Origin of the sequence: Jeotgalibacillus marinus, from assembly GCF_040801915.1 — a bacterium.
In the GTDB taxonomy this organism is placed as follows: domain Bacteria; phylum Bacillota; class Bacilli; order Bacillales; family Jeotgalibacillaceae; genus Jeotgalibacillus; species Jeotgalibacillus marinus.
The window spans coordinates 92,973-111,294 of record NZ_JBFMIA010000003.1 but is presented as its reverse complement, the minus strand read 5'-3'; the positions used below and the strand labels follow the sequence as shown (position 1 = coordinate 111,294).

At 40.2% G+C, this 18,322-nt stretch carries 18 protein-coding genes; all 18 read left to right on the top strand.

Features of this window, described 5'->3' with window-relative positions; genetic code table 11:
- The 18 genes from AB1471_RS05645 to AB1471_RS05560 all read left to right on the top strand — a co-directional run bounded on the left by AB1471_RS05645 (window position 1) and on the right by AB1471_RS05560 (window position 18,319).
- Complete coding sequence (locus AB1471_RS05645) at window positions 1-492, top strand: chemotaxis protein CheD (protein ID WP_367778763.1); 492 nt, start codon at window positions 1-3, stop codon at window positions 490-492.
- Window positions 493-528: 36 nt separating this feature from the next.
- Window positions 529-1,302, top strand: coding sequence for a FliA/WhiG family RNA polymerase sigma factor (locus AB1471_RS05640; RefSeq protein ID WP_367778762.1), 774 nt, complete (start codon window positions 529-531; stop codon window positions 1,300-1,302).
- A 26-nt stretch (window positions 1,303-1,328) separates the two neighbouring features.
- Window positions 1,329-1,628, top strand: a complete 300-nt coding sequence (locus AB1471_RS05635) for a hypothetical protein (protein ID WP_367778761.1) — start codon at window positions 1,329-1,331, stop codon at window positions 1,626-1,628.
- 12 nt (window positions 1,629-1,640) lie between these two features.
- Window positions 1,641-2,159, top strand: a complete 519-nt coding sequence (locus AB1471_RS05630; RefSeq protein WP_367778760.1) for a hypothetical protein — start codon at window positions 1,641-1,643, stop codon at window positions 2,157-2,159.
- 154 nt (window positions 2,160-2,313) lie between these two features.
- Window positions 2,314-3,027, top strand: a complete 714-nt coding sequence (gene rpsB, locus AB1471_RS05625) for a 30S ribosomal protein S2 (RefSeq protein WP_367778759.1) — start codon at window positions 2,314-2,316, stop codon at window positions 3,025-3,027.
- Between the two features lie 95 nt (window positions 3,028-3,122).
- A complete protein-coding gene (tsf, locus tag AB1471_RS05620) occupies window positions 3,123-4,004 on the top strand; it encodes a translation elongation factor Ts (RefSeq protein ID WP_367778758.1) in 882 nt (293 codons plus the stop codon).
- Window positions 4,005-4,094: 90 nt separating this feature from the next.
- A complete protein-coding gene (pyrH, locus tag AB1471_RS05615; RefSeq protein WP_367778757.1) occupies window positions 4,095-4,820 on the top strand; it encodes a UMP kinase in 726 nt (241 codons plus the stop codon).
- Window positions 4,820-5,377 (top strand): ribosome recycling factor, encoded by a 558-nt coding sequence (frr, locus tag AB1471_RS05610; RefSeq protein WP_367778756.1) that lies wholly within the window; start codon window positions 4,820-4,822, stop codon window positions 5,375-5,377. Before pyrH ends, frr begins: the two co-directional genes overlap by 1 nt.
- Before the next feature lie 344 nt (window positions 5,378-5,721).
- Entirely contained in the window at window positions 5,722-6,513 is a 792-nt protein-coding gene (uppS, locus tag AB1471_RS05605) for an undecaprenyl pyrophosphate synthase (protein WP_367778755.1), read from the top strand.
- Window positions 6,514-7,302 carry a phosphatidate cytidylyltransferase gene (locus AB1471_RS05600; RefSeq protein ID WP_367778754.1) on the top strand — a complete coding sequence of 263 codons (789 nt, stop codon included), beginning with the start codon at window positions 6,514-6,516 and terminating at the stop codon, window positions 7,300-7,302.
- Between the two features lie 15 nt (window positions 7,303-7,317).
- Window positions 7,318-8,460, top strand: a complete 1,143-nt coding sequence (locus AB1471_RS05595; RefSeq protein ID WP_367778753.1) for a 1-deoxy-D-xylulose-5-phosphate reductoisomerase — start codon at window positions 7,318-7,320, stop codon at window positions 8,458-8,460.
- A gap of 90 nt (window positions 8,461-8,550) precedes the next feature.
- Entirely contained in the window at window positions 8,551-9,816 is a 1,266-nt protein-coding gene (rseP, locus tag AB1471_RS05590; RefSeq protein WP_367778752.1) for an RIP metalloprotease RseP, read from the top strand.
- A 24-nt stretch (window positions 9,817-9,840) separates the two neighbouring features.
- Entirely contained in the window at window positions 9,841-11,532 is a 1,692-nt protein-coding gene (locus AB1471_RS05585) for a proline--tRNA ligase (RefSeq protein ID WP_367778751.1), read from the top strand.
- Window positions 11,533-11,600: 68 nt separating this feature from the next.
- The gene (locus tag AB1471_RS05580; protein ID WP_367778750.1) at window positions 11,601-15,920 is read left to right on the top strand and encodes a PolC-type DNA polymerase III; all 4,320 of its coding nucleotides are present in this window, start codon (window positions 11,601-11,603) and stop codon (window positions 15,918-15,920) included.
- A 136-nt stretch (window positions 15,921-16,056) separates the two neighbouring features.
- Window positions 16,057-16,527 carry a ribosome maturation factor RimP gene (gene rimP, locus AB1471_RS05575; RefSeq protein WP_367778749.1) on the top strand — a complete coding sequence of 157 codons (471 nt, stop codon included), beginning with the start codon at window positions 16,057-16,059 and terminating at the stop codon, window positions 16,525-16,527.
- 56 nt (window positions 16,528-16,583) lie between these two features.
- Window positions 16,584-17,711 carry a transcription termination factor NusA gene (gene nusA / locus AB1471_RS05570; protein ID WP_367778748.1) on the top strand — a complete coding sequence of 376 codons (1,128 nt, stop codon included), beginning with the start codon at window positions 16,584-16,586 and terminating at the stop codon, window positions 17,709-17,711.
- A gap of 15 nt (window positions 17,712-17,726) precedes the next feature.
- On the top strand, window positions 17,727-18,005 hold the full coding sequence (rnpM, locus tag AB1471_RS05565) for an RNase P modulator RnpM (RefSeq protein ID WP_367778747.1): 279 nt from the start codon (window positions 17,727-17,729) through the stop codon (window positions 18,003-18,005).
- Window positions 18,002-18,319, top strand: coding sequence for a YlxQ family RNA-binding protein (locus tag AB1471_RS05560; RefSeq protein WP_367778746.1), 318 nt, complete (start codon window positions 18,002-18,004; stop codon window positions 18,317-18,319). Before rnpM ends, AB1471_RS05560 begins: the two co-directional genes overlap by 4 nt.
- The last annotated feature ends 3 nt before the right edge of the window (window positions 18,320-18,322 follow it).

Genomic DNA, 18,322 nt, shown 5'->3' with positions numbered 1-18,322 from the left:
ATGGGAGAAATTAAGCAACAGGTAATTAAAGTAGGAATTGCTGATCTCAAGGTGGTCAATGCTCCGGATACGATTCGTACTGCGGGACTTGGATCATGTGTTGGTTTAGTGTTATATGATCAAGTATCGAAACGAGCGGGCCTTCTACATATTATGTTACCGAATTCAATCCTTTCCCGATCCGATACCGTAAATGTAGCGAAATTTGCCGATACTGGAGTTAAAGCCCTAATTGAGCAAATGGGTGTATCGACCACACGTTTAAAAGCAAAAATGGCTGGCGGTGCTCAAATGTTCCAGTTTTCATCTCAAAAAGATATGATGCGTATTGGTCCTAGAAATGTAGGGGCGATTAAAGATCAGCTTAAACTGCACCGAATTCCTTTACTCGGGGAAGATGTAGGTGGAAATAGCGGGCGAACGATTGAATTTGATACCGCTACAAGCCTTCTTCACATTCGAACAGTAAATGCAGGCGAAACTATATTATGACTAATGAATATAAACCGTTTTGTAAGGAGGAGTTCCATGAGCCATTCAACTGTGACTCTCGAAAAACACTATTGGAAGTTATGGGCTACCTCTAGAGATCCTCATGCTGGAGATATGCTTGTACAGCGATATATGCCCCTCGTGCAATACCACATGCAACGAATTAGTGTAGGATTGCCTAAAAGTGTGTCAAGAGATGACATAAAAAGTCTAGGCTTGATGGGGTTGTTTGACGCTTTGCGAAAATTTGAACCAGATCGTGATTTGAAATTTGATACATATGCTTCTTTCCGTATCCGAGGTGCAATTATTGATGGTTTGCGAAAGGAAGATTGGCTACCACGATCTACAAGAGAAAAATCTAAAAAAGTTGAAGCAAAGATTGAAGAATTGGAACAAAAAAACCTTAGACACGTACAGCCAGAAGAAATTGCAGTAGCCCTAGGGATGGATATTGGAGAAGTGTATCAAATTACGCAAGAGCATTTACTGGCAAATGTGCTATCAATGGATGACCAATCATCTGACCAAGATGACCATGAAACGACTCGCTTTGTACTAAAAGACAACAAAACAATTTTGCCAGAAAAACATTTAGTGAAAAATGAACTGATCGATGATTTATCAGATGTAATTAGTGAGTTAAATAAAAAAGAGCAGCTTGTTTTAAGTTTGTTTTATAGTGAAGAGCTTACTTTAACCGAGATCGGTGAAGTGTTAAGTCTATCCACATCGAGAATTTCACAAATTCATTCTAAATGTTTGTTTAAGCTACGAAAATTACTTGTTTCAGAGTACAATCAGTCTTAATTCTCAGATCGAGAGGAGCGAATCTTATGAGTTTGAAGTTGGTTGAATTACAAGTGGCTCTACCAAGAACATTCGATGCTGGAAAGGTCGCCGATCAACAACAACAGCAAAGTGTCTTAACCCAAAGTCAATTAGCAGCGCTTGCTGAAAAAGAGTTAGTGAAAAAAAGAGCCTCTGTAAATGAGTTCGATGAAAGTGAGAAAACAAAACTTGGAGAACATTCGGCAGATGATGAGGGAGAGAGCTCCTCAGATCCTCCTAAATCGCAAATCACTCAATCTTCTCCACATCCATTTAAAGGGCATAGAGTTGATGTTACAGGATGAAAAGGAGAGCCTATGATCCATTTCTTACTCATATTATCCATTTTATTTAACTTTGTTGCATTTTTATCTATATATTTATTGTTTTTGCGACAAAATCGATTAATTCATAAAGAAGAGAAACAGCAGAAAGATTTGATTGAATTCGAAGAAACATTTACAAGTTACTTGCTTGAAATGAAAGAAGATAACGCTGTTTTTCTACAGCAATTTGAACAACTTCAAAATGAGCAACTACAAACGAAGCCAAAAGAGCGCGTCATTTCCGATGATAAGATAAATGGAAACAAAGAAATCCCGTCATCGATTATGAGAGCTTCAAGGTCGCTTGCAGCTAATCGCTATCATACTCCACAAATTCCAAAACGATCAAAGGAAACAGGAGTCTTACAAGGTATTAAGGAAGAAACAATTGAAGAAAAGGTTACAAGGCTTTGTCGAGAAGGAATGTCAATAGCTGATATTGCAAAGTCCTTGGGAAAGGGACAAACAGAAATAGAACTTATGTTAAAGTTTCACAAGAAGGAAGAATAATTTCTCTTGATGACACTAACTCAATATGCTATATTAGTTAACGGTGTTAATACACACGCTTCGTGATTTAGCGAATGGTGCTGTCGATAATCGATAGTTTTCGTACTAAAGAGGATTGAAGCGGAGGAAAACAAACCAAGGAGGAAACAACACTATGTCAGTAATTTCAATGAAACAATTGCTTGAAGCAGGTGTTCACTTCGGTCACCAGACTCGTCGTTGGAACCCAAAAATGAAGAAATACATTTTCACAGAGCGTAACGGAATCTACATCATTGACCTTCAAAAAACGGTTAAAAAAGTAGAAGAAGCTTACAAATTCGTTAAGGAAGTATCTGCTAACGGCGGAACTGTTCTTTTCGTAGGAACAAAAAAACAAGCACAGGAGTCTGTTCGTGATGAAGCAGGCCGCGCTGGTATGCACTACATCAACCAACGTTGGTTAGGTGGAACACTTACAAACTTCGGTACGATCCAACTTCGTATTAACCGTCTTAAGAAAATCGAAAAGATGGAAGAGGATGGAACGTTTGAAGTTCTTCCTAAAAAAGAAGTAGTACAACTTAAAAAAGAATATGATCGTCTAGTTAAGTTCCTAGGTGGAATCAGAGACATGCAAAAGCTTCCTGATGCATTGTTCATCATTGATCCTCGTAAAGAACGTATCGCAGTTGCAGAAGCACGTAAACTGAACATTCCAATCGTTGGAATTGTTGATACAAACTGTGATCCAGACGAAATCGATTATGTAATCCCAGCTAATGACGACGCAATCCGCGCTGTTAAGCTTCTAACTTCTAAAATGGCTGATGCGATTCTTGAATCAAAACAAGTTGAAGAAGAGGAAGAAGCAGTAGCTGCAGAGTAATGCATAAATGAAAAGGTGATAAGCGGATCTTCCCTTATCACCTTTTTTAAAGGGAATTATTTAATTTTAACTCACTTTAAGGAGGAAAAACCCACATGACAATTACAGCTAAAATGGTAAAAGAACTTCGTGAAAAAACAGGCGCAGGTATGATGGATTGTAAAAAAGCACTTCAAGAAACTAATGGAGATATGGACAAAGCAGTTGATTTCTTGCGTGAAAAAGGAATTGCGAAAGCAGCGAAAAAAGCTGACCGTATCGCTGCTGAAGGTTCTACATTCATCATGAGTGAAGGGAATACAGCGGTTATTCTTGAAGTAAACGCTGAAACAGATTTTGTTGCTAAAAACGAAGGATTCCAAGTACTTGTTAAAGAACTAGCATCCCATTTGTTAACGAACAAACCAGAAACACTTGAAGTAGCTCTTGAACAGAAAATGGACAATGGTGCTACAGTAAATGAACATATTACGACTGCGATGGGTAAAATTGGTGAAAAGCTAACACTTCGTCGTTTTGCTATTCACACAAAGGCTGACAATGCTGTATTTGGCGAATACCTACACATGGGTGGACGCATAGGCGTACTTGCAGTTGTTGAAGGTACAACCGATGCAGAAGATGCGAAAGGTGTTGCAATGCATGCCGCTGCATTAAATCCTAAATACATCTCACGTGACCAAGTTTCTAAAGAAGAAGCTGACAAAGAGCGTGAACTTCTTACAAAGCAAGCTCTTGAAGAAGGCAAACCTGAAAATATCGTTGCAAAAATGGTTGAAGGCCGCCTAAGCAAATACTTTGAAGAAATTTGTATTCTTGATCAGCCTTTTGTTAAAAATCCTGATCAAAAAGTCCGCCAGTTCCTTGAAACGAAAAACGCTACGCTGACAGACTTTGTTCGTTATGAAGTTGGAGAAGGTATCGAAAAACGTCAAGACAACTTTGCTGATGAAGTAATGAGCCAAATAAAAAAATAATAACAAGAAGCACCATTCATGGTGTTTTATGAATGGGGGACACTTTGTGTTCCCTCTTTTTGAAAAAAACGAACCATGCGGGAGGATTCTATGAGTAAAGCTAGATACAATCGAGTGGTATTAAAATTAAGTGGTGAAGCATTAGCTGGTGATGCTGGCTTTGGTATCCATCCACCAATTATTAAATCGGTAGCAGAGCAAGTTAAGGAGCTAGCAGATCTTGGTGTGGAAGTGGCCGTTGTAGTAGGCGGTGGTAACATATGGAGAGGGAAAATAGGCAGTGAGATGGGCATGGATCGTGCTTCTGCTGATTACATGGGAATGCTCGCGACTGTCATGAACTCATTAGCATTGCAAGATAGCTTAGAAAATGTAGGCATTCAAACACGTGTTCAGTCCTCTATTGAAATGCGTCAAGTAGCAGAACCGTATATTCGTAGAAAAGCCATTCGACATCTTGAAAAGAAACGCGTTGTTATTTTTGCAGCAGGTACAGGTAATCCGTATTTTTCAACGGATACAACTGCAGCATTGAGAGCAGCTGAAATTGAAGCAGAAGTTATTTTAATGGCAAAAAATAATGTAGATGGTGTTTACTCAGCGGATCCAAAGGTAGATGCATCAGCGGTGAAATACGATCAACTTTCATTCTTAGATGTCTTAAAAGATGGATTAGCTGTAATGGATTCAACAGCATCTTCTTTATGTATGGACAACGACATTCCACTTATCGTATTTTCTATTATGGAGAACGGTAATATTAAACGCGCTGCATTGGGAGAACCAATCGGTACAATTGTAAGGGGGAAAGACTAATGGCAAAACAAACTATTGCTCAAACAAAAGATAAGATGGAAAAAGCAGTTTCAGCGTATTCTCGTGAGCTATCATCCATTCGTGCTGGTCGCGCAAGTTCATCACTACTTGATAAAATCAACGTTGACTACTATGGTGCACCAACGCCTGTAAATCAACTTGCATCGATCACAGTTCCTGAAGCAAGACTTTTACAAATCACTCCTTATGACAAAACGTCACTAGGTGAAATTGAAAAAGCGATTCAAAAATCAGATCTTGGACTTAACCCTTCCAATGATGGATCATTGATTCGTATCATGATTCCAGCTCTAACAGAAGAGCGCCGTAAAGACTTAGCTAAACAAGTGAAAAGAGAAGCGGAAGACGCAAAAGTTGCGATCCGTAATGTTCGTCGTGATGCGAATGACGAACTTAAAAAGCTTGAAAAAGGTGGAGATATAACTGAAGATGATCTCCGTGGCTACAACGATGACGTACAAAAAATGACAGACGAGCACATCGTGAAAATCGATGAGCTTGCTAAAGGTAAAGAAAGAGAGATTATGGAAGTATAGAAGGAATATAGAAGCGGCTCGTTCAGCCGCTGAAGCTAGACACAAACGAAATGCAAAAGCGACTCTCAGCCCTGACAAGCATAAGACGCTTTCCTGAGGTCGAACTATACACCACCACGGAAGTGGCTTATGACTTGAGGGGCTTGTCGCGGAAGCTAGACACTAACTTTATAACTCTAGTGACAGCCCTCTACCAAGTAGGGGGTTTTCTGTATTTGTTAGGGCGTTGTGTAAAAATATCCATACAAATAATCATCTTTTTTCTTTAAGTAAGACTTACTTATGAAAATTTGGTATGATAGGGTAAGCATGAATTCATGTAATTACTGGGTGGAGGATGTAGTATGCTCGAAAAAATGAAATTATGGAAGTCCATGAAAGAGCCGGACACCCTTGATGATCGTATCTTAGAATGTATGAAATATAAAATCCCTAACCATGTTGCCATTATAATGGATGGTAATGGTCGGTGGGCTAGTAAACGCGCAATGCCTAGAATAGCCGGGCACCATGAAGGAATGAAAACCGTTCGTCCAACAACAAGACTTGCGAATCGTTTAGGGGTAAAAGTGTTAACACTTTATGCTTTTTCAACTGAAAATTGGATCAGACCAAAATTTGAAGTTGATTATTTAATGAAATTACCTGGAGAATTTTTAGACTCTTTTTTACCTGAATTAATAGAAGAAAATGTTCAAGTACAGATGATGGGAGATCCTTCACAAATCCCTTCGCATACCCTACGAGCGATTGAAAAAGCGATGAAAGAAACAGAAGATAATGATGGGTTAATTTTAAATTTCGCATTAAATTACGGAAGTCGCTCGGAGATACTATCTGCTGTGAAATCACTTGCCTTGGATGTGAAAAATGGTGTATTATCAGCTGATGATATTGACGAGACTATTTTTTCGTCTAATATGATGTCAGGTCACTTAAATGATCCAGATCTATTAATTCGTACAAGTGGAGAGATAAGGTTAAGCAATTTCATGCTTTGGCAACTAGCTTATGCTGAGTTTTGGTTTACAGATGTATTGTGGCCAGACTTTAGTGAACAACATTTTGTCGAAGCCATTGAAGACTATCAAAAGCGTTCCAGAAGATTTGGTGGAATACAAAGCGAGGAATCATAGATGAAGCAAAGATTGATCACAGGTATTATTGCAGCAGCACTTTTTCTTCCGGTCGTATGGATCGGAGGAATTCTCTTTATTTTTAGTACATATGTGATAGCCACAATAGCTCTTTATGAAGTGCTAAAGATGCGTTCAGTTAAAGTGCTATCTTTTCCAGGAGCAATTTCGATACTGACACTATGGATCTTTTTGCTACCAGATGAATATTATAAAATTTTAAATCAGCTTGATTATTCAAAAATTGAAACTGCACTGTTGTCAGTTCTTTTATTACTCGTTTATACAGTAACGAAGAAAAATCGCTTCACGTTTGATGACGCAGCATTTGCAGTGTTTGCCATGCTTTACGTAGGTATCGGTTTTTACTATTTTATCGAAACGAGGGATGCTGATATACTTTGGATCGCATATGCTCTTTTGATTATTTGGACAACAGATTCTGGTGCGTACTTTATTGGGAAAGCAATTGGGCGAAAAAAATTATGGCCAGATATTAGTCCAAATAAGACGGTTGAAGGATTCATTGGAGGAATTTGCTCCGCTCTTGTAGTCGTTGCGATATTTGTCTATTTTGTACCGCTTGAAACAAATTTGTGGTATTTGCTTTTTGCTACAGTCGTTTTATCAGCGTTTGGTCAAATTGGAGACTTGGTTGAATCTGCACTGAAAAGACATTATAAAGTGAAGGATTCAGGAACTATTTTACCGGGGCACGGGGGGCTGTTGGATCGTTTTGATAGTTTGTTGTTCGTCCTTCCGCTTATGCATATACTCCAATTAATCTAGTCGGGAGGTCTTTTGTTGAAGAAAATCAGTTTAATGGGAGCTTCAGGTTCCATCGGTATGCAAACAATGGATGTAATAAGGGAACACCGTGAACGCTTCCAATTGGTCGCGTTATCGGTTGGGGCAAACCTCGATGTAGCTAGGAAAGCTATAGCGGAGTTTCATCCTAGTATCGTATCTGTTCAGTTAAAAGAAGATGCCGATAAGCTTTCGTCTGAGATCGTAGGGAAAACAAAAATCGTTTATGGGATGGAAGGTCTGACGAAAGTTGCTATTTATGATGATGCGGAAATCGTTGTTAATGCAGTGCTTGGAAGTGTCGGGTTAGAACCAACGATGAAAGCGATTGAAGCTAAAAAAAATATTGCCATAGCAAACAAAGAAACACTCGTAACAGCTGGTCACTTAGTGATGGCTGCTGCAAAAAAGCATGGTGTGACGATGCTGCCAGTTGATAGTGAGCATTCCGCTATTTTTCAAGCACTACAAGGGGAGCAAGAAAAAAATATTGAACGCCTTGTCGTGACGGCTTCGGGTGGAAGTTTTCGTGATCAGACACGTGCACAATTACAAAATGTCACAGTTGAAGAAGCGCTAAATCACCCTAATTGGTCAATGGGGGCTAAAATAACGATTGATTCTGCTAGTATGATGAATAAAGGATTAGAAGTAATAGAAGCGCACTGGCTATTTGATTTATCGTATGATAAAATCGATGTCCTTTTACATCGTGAAAGCATCATTCATTCCATGGTTGAATTCCATGATAGCTCTGTGATGGCACAGCTTGGCACACCGGATATGCGTGTACCGATCCAATATGCTTTGACCTATCCAGATCGATTGCCACGTAAAGAAGCAGCGCGATTAAGATTAGAAGATATCGGTAAGCTTCATTTTGAAATGATGGACCTGGACCGCTTCCGTTGCCTAGCATTTGCATATGACGCAGGGCGTACAGGTGGAACGATGCCCACTGTGTTAAATGCAGCAAATGAAGCGGCTGTTGATTTATTTTTGAAAGGGACGATCGGTTTCTTAGAAATTGAAGATGTCATTGAGCGTGCAATGAATGAACATGAAAAATTAGACGATCCTGATTTGGAAACGATTCTTGCTGTCGATCAAGAGACACGAATGAGAATTTTTTCACGCTAATTTGTACCCTGCTTTTTTTAGAACGTGCTACAATAAATGAAGGATCGTAGAGTATAGGCGTATATAAATAATGAAAAGGTGGTTGCGACAATGGATACAGTCATCGCATTTATCGTCATTTTCGGTGCACTTGTTTTTTTCCATGAACTTGGTCATTTTATCTTTGCTAAACGTGCAGGGATTTTATGTCGTGAGTTTGCCATTGGAATGGGGCCAAAAATTCTGGCGTTTAAACGTAATGAGACTCAATATACAATTCGTTTGCTTCCAATCGGAGGATATGTTCGCATGGCTGGGGAAGACCCCGAGATGGTTGAACTAAAGCCTGGCTTTCGTGTAGGTCTTTTATTTAACGAAGATCAAACGATTCAAAAGATGGTCGTAAATAATAAAGACCGCTATCCAGATCTTCGAATTGTAGAGGTGGCTGAAGCGGATATTGAAAGAGAATTGTTTATAAAAGGATATGAAGAAGGCGAAGAAGAGCTTAAGACATATAAGATCGCAAAAGATGCCGTTTTCGTTGAAGATGGTGTGGAATCTCAAATTGCACCATGGGACAGACAATTTAATTCAAAAAAGCTAAGTCAACGTGCACTAGCAATTGTCGCAGGACCGATGATGAACTTCGTCTTAGCCTTTGTCATTTTTGCCTTGCTCGGTATGTTACAAGGTCTCTCATTGGATGAGCCTGAACTCGGTCAGTTGCTAGATGATGGTGCTGCAATGGAAGCAGGCTTAAGAGAAGGAGATCGAATTCAAGAAATTGACGGACAAACAATCGGGAAGTGGACAGACGCAACAACAATTATTCAACAACACCCGAATGAAGAAATTCAGATGACGATTGAACGTAACGGAGAGATTATGACGATTGCTGTTACGCCTCGATTACAAGAGGAAGAAGAAGGTATAAATAGAGGTGTGATTGGCGTATATGCTCCAGTTGAAAAACTGTCGCCACTTAAAGCAATTTCTTACGGAGCGGAACAAACATATTTGTGGATTAAAACCATTTTGGAACTTCTCGGACAACTTGTTACAGGTCAGTTCACTATTGATGCATTAGCTGGCCCAGTAGGCATTTATAAAACGACTGAGGTTGTAGCAGAGTCAGGAATTTATTATTTAATGCGTTGGGGTGCGCTTTTAAGCATTAACCTAGGAATTATGAATTTGCTTCCACTCCCAGCTCTAGATGGTGGCAGACTGTTATTCTTTGGTGTTGAAGCGTTACGCGGCAAACCATTAGATCGTCAGAAAGAAGGGATGGTCCACTTTGTTGGGTTCGCCTTGTTGATGTTGTTAATGATCGTAGTTACATGGAATGATATTCAACGATTTTTTTTACAGTAGATAATTGAAGTAGGGGTGCAAACAATGAAACAAAGTCAAACACTTATTCCGACATTGCGAGAAGTTCCTGCAGATGCCGAAGTGAAAAGTCATCAACTGCTTTTACGAGCAGGATTTATACGTCAAAATGCGAGCGGAATGTACTCATTTCTACCTTTAGGGAAAAAAATATTACAGAACATAGAATCCGTGGTTCGTGAAGAAATGGATGCTGCAGGTGCTGTTGAAATGTTAATGCCTGCACTTCAATCAGCTGAACTTTGGGAAGAATCAGGTCGTTGGGGGACGTACGGACCGGAACTAATGCGCATGAAGGATCGTCACAATCGTGAGTTTGCGCTCGGTGCAACACACGAGGAAATGGTTACAAGCCTCATTCGCGATGAGATAAAATCATACAAGCGTTTACCGCTGACGGTTTATCAAATTCAATCGAAATTTAGAGATGAAAAACGCCCACGCTTTGGTTTGTTGCGTGGACGTGAATTTTTGATGAAGGATGCATACTCTTTCCACAGTAATCAAGAAAGCTTGGATGCAATGTATGATCGACTATTCCAAGCGTACATTACCATTTTTAGACGGTGTGGCTTGAATTTTAGAGCTGTGCTTGCAGATTCAGGTGCAATGGGTGGAAAAGACAATCATGAGTTTATGGTTTTATCTGAGATTGGTGAAGATACGATCGCATACTCTGATTCATCCAATTATGCAGCCAATCTTGAAATGGCTGCAGTGGTAACAACCTATGATCAAAAAGAGCATAGTGGTCAGGAACTCACGCGTGTTGAGACGCCACATCAAAAAATAGATGTGAATCCTGAAGAAACACTGAAATCTATGTTATTTATGGCTGATGAACAACCTGTGTTAGTGCTTGTACGTGGAGATCATGAAGTGAATGATGTGAAAGTTAAGAATGCAGTGAGTGCACAAATCGCTGAACTTGCAACAGCAGAAGAAACGTCTAAGTGGCTGAATGTACAAGCAGACTCAATTGGACCGGTGAAGGTGTCGGATGAAGTGCGAGTTATTGCTGACCATGCTGTAAAAGCGATGGGGGACATCGTCTGTGGTGCAAATGAAGAAGGTGTACATTGGACAAATGCAAAATTAGATCGTGATTTCTCCGTCATGCAATTTGAGGACCTTCGTTTTATTCAAGAAGGAGATCTTTCTCCAGATGGTAAGGGTACGATTCTATTTGCTAAAGGAATTGAAGTTGGTCATGTTTTCAAACTTGGTACGCGTTATAGTGAAGCAATGAATTCGACTTTCCTTGATGAAAATGGACGTGCACAACCAATGATCATGGGAAGCTATGGTATTGGTGTATCGCGTACACTTGCAGCTATCGCAGAACAATATAACGATGACAATGGACTCGTGTGGCCAGTAAACCTTGCACCATATGACCTTCACGTTATTGCTGTTAATATGAAAGACGAAACGCAGTCACAAATAGCAGGAGAATTGTACAAACTGTTAACTGATTACCGTTACCAAATTTTGTTTGACGATCGCATGGAGCGTGCAGGTGTAAAATTTGCAGACTCCGACTTGATCGGTTTACCTGTTCGTATAACAGTAGGTAAAAAAGCGTCTGAAGGAATTGTAGAAGTGAAGATTCGTAAAACAGGCGAAACACATGATGTTCAAAAAGAGGAATTGACAGATAAATTACAGGATGTTTTCCGACAGCTGTCGAACGTATAAGTAAATAAGTTGACGTAGAGGCTGGCGCTAGGTTGTGCCGGCCTCTATTGTTGAGAAAGGAGGAAAACGTGACCCAGTCAACCGAACTATCAAAAAAAGAAAAGTTCCGCTTATTATTACAACAGCTTGAATTAACTGGCGACGTCTATGCGCGTTATTTTGAAGAGGCAGAAATTGATTGTTTGGTTGTTCATAAATCGACAAAATCATGGCATTTTCATTTTTTATTTAAAGAAGTCGTACCACACCAGGTGATGAAGGAATTTACAACCCGACTTTCTCAAGTGTTCAAGCATATAGCGACTGTGGATTATTCAGTTCAAACTATTTCCGGCGATTTCTCTGAGGGTCATGTGATGGATTATTGGCCATCGTGTTTAGAGGAGCTTCAAGGAATTGCTCCACCGCTATTGTCACTCCTAACAAAACAAAAACCGGTAGTAAATGGAAATCGCCTTGTTGTTCAGGTATCAAATGAAACAGAAGGCTTGCAAATTAAAAATAAATATGCAGAAACATTATGTCTCGCATTTACCAAATATGGCTTTCCTACTCTAACACTCCAAACGGAAGTTAGTGAGAATCAATCAACCGAGGAATACGATGCGTTTGTTGAGTCCAAGAAAAAGGAAGAAGAGGAATGGGCAAAGCAAGCGTTAGTGGATAAACAAAAAATGGAGGATGCCAAAGCGCAAGGTGAATCCCCAAGCGGACCCGTTTCCATTGGTTATTCAATCAAACCAGATGAGCCAGTTGAAATTCGTACAATTCATGATGAAGAGCGCAAAATTGCAATTCAAGGGTTAATCTTCGATGCAGAAGTAAGAGAACTAAGAAGTGGTCGTTCATTACTAACATTCAAGGTAACGGATTATACGGATTCGATTTTAGTTAAGATGTTCTCACGTGATAAAGAGGACGCAGCGATTATGAATAATGTAAAAAAAGGAATGTGGGTTCGAGCAAAAGGGTCCATTCAAAACGATACGTTTGTTCGAGACCTTGTCATGATTGCTCAAGACGTCATGGAAATCCAACCGACTTTGCGCCAGGATACGGCACAAGAGGGACAAAAGAGGGTTGAGCTCCACCTACATACGCCGATGAGCCAAATGGATGCAGTGTCATCTGTTTCTACTCTCGTTTCTCAAGCGAAAAAATGGGGGCATCAAGCGGTAGCAATCACAGATCATGCTGTCGCCCAATCATTCCCAGAAGCATATGCAGCTGGACAAAAAAACGGGATCAAAATTCTGTATGGGGTTGAAGCAAATCTGGTTGATGATGGTGTACCGATTGCCTACAACGATGCTGACCGTTCACTGGAAGAAGCAAATTATATCGTCTTTGACGTTGAAACGACAGGTCTGTCAGCTGTTTACGATAAAATCATCGAGCTTGCAGCAGTGAAAATTCATGGTGGCGAAGTCATAGATAAATTTGAGCGTTTTGCTAATCCACATCACCCATTGTCTGCAACAACGATTAATTTAACAGGGATTACAGATGACATGGTGCGTAATGCACCCGAAATTGAAGATGTATTAAAGGATTTTCATGAGTGGGCAAAAAATGATGTTTTAGTGGCCCACAATGCTTCATTTGATATGGGATTTTTAAACGTTGGATACAAAAGAATTGGGCTTGGAAAAGCAACGAATCCTGTAATTGACACACTCGAGTTTGCTCGTTTTTTACATCCTGAGATGAAAAATCACCGACTTAATACACTTGCAAAAAAATTCGAAGTTGAACTAACCCAGCATCACAGAGCAATCTATGATGCGGAGGCAACTGGATATATTTTAGTGAAAATGTTAAAAAAAGCACAGGAACGAGAGATTTATAATCATAATCAACTAAATGATTACATGGGTGTAGGAGAAGCATTTAAGCGGGCAAGACCGAACCATGTAACGTTGCTTGCGACAACACAGGCTGGATTAAAGAACTTGTTTAAGCTCGTGTCGATCTCTCATTTAGAATATTTTTTCCGTGTTCCTAGAATTCCAAGATCGCTCCTTCAAAAATACCGAGATGGCATTTTGATTGGATCGGGTTGTGACAAAGGGGAAGTATTCGAGGGTATGATGCAAAAATCGTCTGAGGAAGTAGAAGAAATTGCATCTTTCTATGATTATATTGAGCTTCATCCGAAAGCTGCCTATCAGCATTTAATCGAACTGGAACTTGTTCGAGACGAGAATAACCTTGAAGAAATCATGAAAAAAATTGTTGATTTAGCTGACAAACTTGACTTACCTGCTGTCGCAACGGGGAATGTTCATTACTTAGACGAAAATGATAAGCTGTACCGCAAAATCTTAATTTCATCTCAAGGTGGAGCGAACCCGCTGAATCGTCATGAACTACCTGATGTGCACTTTAGAACGACGAATGAAATGTTACATGAATTTGCCTTTTTAGGCGCAGACAAAGCACAAGAACTAGTTGTGACGAATTCCAACGCAATTGCTGATCGGATAGAAGACTTGAAGCCGATCAAAGATGATTTGTACACACCGAAAATTGAAGGTGCTGATGAAGAAATGCGTGACATGAGTTACACGATGGCACGTAGCATTTACGGGGAGGAGCTTCCTGAGATTGTTGAAGCACGTCTTGAAAAAGAGCTGAAAAGTATTATCGGGCATGGTTTTGCCGTTATTTACTTGATATCGCATAAGCTCGTGAAAAAATCATTAGACGATGGTTATCTTGTTGGTTCGCGTGGATCGGTTGGGTCTTCATTTGTTGCAACGATGACTGAGATCACTGAAGTAAATCCATTACCGCCTCATTATGTTTGTCCAGTATGTAAAAAATCGGAGTTTTTTGATGATGGATCAGTTGGTTCAGGGTTTGATTTAAAAGATAAAAATTGCCCGGACTGCGATATTCCTTACACAAAAGACGGGCAAGATATCCCATTTGAGACGTTCCTTGGTTTTAAAGGAGATAAAGTACCAGATATCGATTTGAATTTTAGTGGGGAGTATCAACCGGTTGCTCATAATTACACAAAAGTTCTTTTTGGAGAAGAAAATGTGTTTCGAGCAGGAACGATTGGCACAGTTGCCGATAAAACGGCCTTTGGCTACGTAAAAGGATATGCAGGAGATAGGGATTTACATTATCGTGGAGCTGAAGTGGAGCGACTTGCTCAAGGTTGTACTGGGGTAAAAAGAACAACGGGTCAGCACCCAGGCGGAATAATCGTCGTACCAGATTACATGGATATTTATGATTTCTCACCAATCCAATTTCCAGCAAATGATAAAGAATCTGAATGGAAAACAACACATTTTGATTTTCACTCGATTCACGATAATTTATTGAAGCTTGATATTCTCGGACACGATGATCCAACAGTGATACGTATGCTTCAAGATCTATCGGGAATTGATCCAAAAACCATTCCTACGGATGATCCAGAAGTGATGAAGATTTTTAGTGGGACTGAATCACTCGGCGTCACACAAGATCAGATTATGTGTAAAACGGGTACCCTTGGGATTCCGGAGTTTGGAACAAGGTTTGTTCGTCAAATGCTTGAAGATACAAAGCCGACAACTTTTTCTGAACTTGTTCAGATTTCAGGTCTGTCTCACGGGACGGACGTATGGCTTGGAAATGCGCAAGAGCTGATTCATAACGGTATTTGTGAGCTATCTGATGTGATCGGTTGTCGTGATGACATCATGGTATATTTGATTTATCAAGGACTTGAGCCTTCACTGGCGTTTAAGATTATGGAGTTTGTCCGAAAAGGAAAGGGTTTAACTCCAGAATGGGAAGAAGACATGAAAAACAATGATGTGCCTGATTGGTACATCGATTCATGTAAAAAAATCAAGTATATGTTCCCGAAAGCTCACGCTGCAGCTTATGTGTTGATGGCCGTCCGGATTGCGTATTTTAAAGTTCATCATCCGAAGCTTTATTACGCCGCTTATTTTACCGTTCGTGCAGAGGATTTTGATTTACAAGCAATGGCAGCTGGATCGCAAACGATAAAATCAAAAATCGAAGAGATCAATGCAAAAGGACTTGATGCTGCTCCAAAAGAAAAGAGTTTATTGACTGTGCTTGAGCTTTGTCTCGAAATGTGTGAACGAGGTTTTTCATTCAAGCAAGTGGATTTGTATAAATCTGATGCGCGAAACTTTATTATTGAAGGTGACTCTTTAATTCCGCCGTTCAATGCAATCCCTGGATTAGGTACAAATGCTGCGCTTAATATCGTTGGTTCAAGAGAAAATGGTGAATTCCTGTCGAAGGAAGACTTGCAGAAGCGAGGCAAGGTGTCAAAAACCATTATTGAGTATCTTGATTCGCAAGGATGCCTTGACGGAATGCCGGATCAGAACCAATTGTCACTGTTCTGATCCATTTGCATCAGTGAGTAATATATGGTATTATAGTGTTGGAAATACTATTGATAGCTCTGACGTTGAAAGAGTGGGTGCCGCCCGCTCTTTTGTGTTGTTTCAGACATTTTTCAAAGAATAATGGAGGAAACGGATGAGTAAAATTAATGAACTCGTAGAATCGTTAACAACACCTATTTTAGATGATATGAACCTTGAGCTTGTTGAAGTTGAATTCGTTAAAGAAGGTTCCAGCTGGTTTTTAAGAGTCTTTATTGACAAAGAATCAGGCGTGGATATTGAAGAGTGTGGACTAGTCAGCGAGCGACTTAGTGAAAAGCTTGATGAGCTTGATCCGATTCAGCAAAACTACTTTCTTGAAGTATCTTCACCAGGGGCTGAACGTCCATTAAAGAAGGAAAAGGACTTTCATAAAGCGATCGGTAAGCTAGTGTATGTAAAAACATACGAACCAATCGATGGTCTAAAAGAAATGGAAGGCGTACTTACGTCTTACGATGGCGAAACGCTAGTCCTCGCCATGAAGATTAAAACTAGAAAGAAAAACGTAACAATCCCAAAAGAGAAAGTGGCAAAAGCTCGACTTGCTGTTTCTTTTTCGTAAGAGAGTCAGACAAAGAGTGGATTGACTTTGGGGTTTGAAAGGGGATGACAAGGCTAATGAGTACAGAATTATTAGATGCTCTAGTATTTTTAGAGAAAGAGAAGGGCATTGATCGCGCTGTATTGATCGATGCCATTGAAGCAGCTCTAGTGTCTGCTTACAAGCGCAATTTTAATCAAGCGCAAAACGTTCGTGTGGATCTCAATTTGGACAATGGTTCCATGAGGGTATTTGCTAGAAAAGAAGTCGTGGATGAGGTATTTGATTCTCGACTTGAAATTTCCCTCGAGGATGCACATGAAATCGACCCTGCGTTTGAAATTGGGGACATTGTTGAGCTTGAGGTAACCCCACGTAACTTTGGAAGAATTGCTGCACAAACAGCAAAACAGGTTGTAACACAACGCGTGCGTGAAGCAGAGCGTGGGATCATTTACACAGAATTCGTTGATCGTGAAGACGACATCATGACAGGAATTGTTCAGCGTCAGGACCATCGCTTTATCTATGTCGCTTTAGGGAAAATTGAAGCATTGCTTCCACTCAATGAACAAATGCCAAATGAGTCGTACAAGCCTCATGACCGCATTAAAGTGTATATCACGAAAGTTGAGCGTACAACAAAAGGGCCTCAAATATTTGTGTCCCGCACACATCCAGGTCTTTTAAAGCGTTTATTCGAAATTGAAGTACCTGAGATCTTTGATGGAACAGTTGAAATAAAATCTGTTTCACGTGAAGCTGGGGATCGTTCGAAAATCTCTGTTCACTCGGATAATGATGAAGTAGATGCAGTTGGCGCGTGTGTCGGTTCAAAAGGTGCACGTGTTCAAGCGATCGTAAACGAGCTAAAGGGCGAAAAAATTGACATCGTGGAATGGTCTGAAAATCCGACCGTCTTTGTCGCTAACGCACTTAGTCCATCCAAGGTTGTTGATGTCCAAGTGAATGAAGAGGACAAAGCAACTACGGTTGTCGTTCCTGACTATCAGCTATCGTTGGCTATTGGTAAGCGAGGCCAAAACGCTCGTTTAGCAGCAAAGCTTACAGGATGGAAAATTGACATTAAAAGTGAAACAGATGCGCGTGAGTCAGGTATTTATCCTCGTGATGATCAACCTTTATTCACAGACGAAGAAATGGATCATTCCTTTAGCTATTCTGATGATGATAACATCGAATAAAGGGAGCGAACGTTCATGACTGGAAAAAGAAAAGCACCCTTACGAAAATGTATTGCGACGAATGAAATGAAAGAAAAAAAAGAGATGGTACGCGTTGTTCGCACAAAAGAAGGCGAAGTTTCCATTGATGTAACGGGTAAGAAATCAGGTCGTGGTGCCTATTTGTCAAAAAATAAGGACGCGATTTTAAAAGCACGCAAGAAAAATATTTTAGCAGGCCACCTACAAGCGAAAGTAGACGATGAAATTTACGACGAATTGCTTGCGCTGGTGGAAGCGAGCCAACCACAATGACACAAGTGAAATGGATGTCGTTACTTGGCCTTGCGACTCGAGCAGGAAAAGTGATTTCAGGAGAAGAATTGGTGGTGAAAGAAGTTCGGGCTAACAATGCAAAGCTCGTATTTCTTACAGACGATGCTTCAGTGAATACAAGCAAAAAAGTCTTGGATAAATGCCACCATTACGGAGTGCCCGTTCGCACGGTGCCGGACCGCTATACACTTGGTCATATGATTGGCAAAGATGCACGTGTCACAGTTGCTGTGATGGATGTAGGATTTGCTAAAAAGATGATCACACTGCTCGATGAATCTAAACGGGGGTGAACG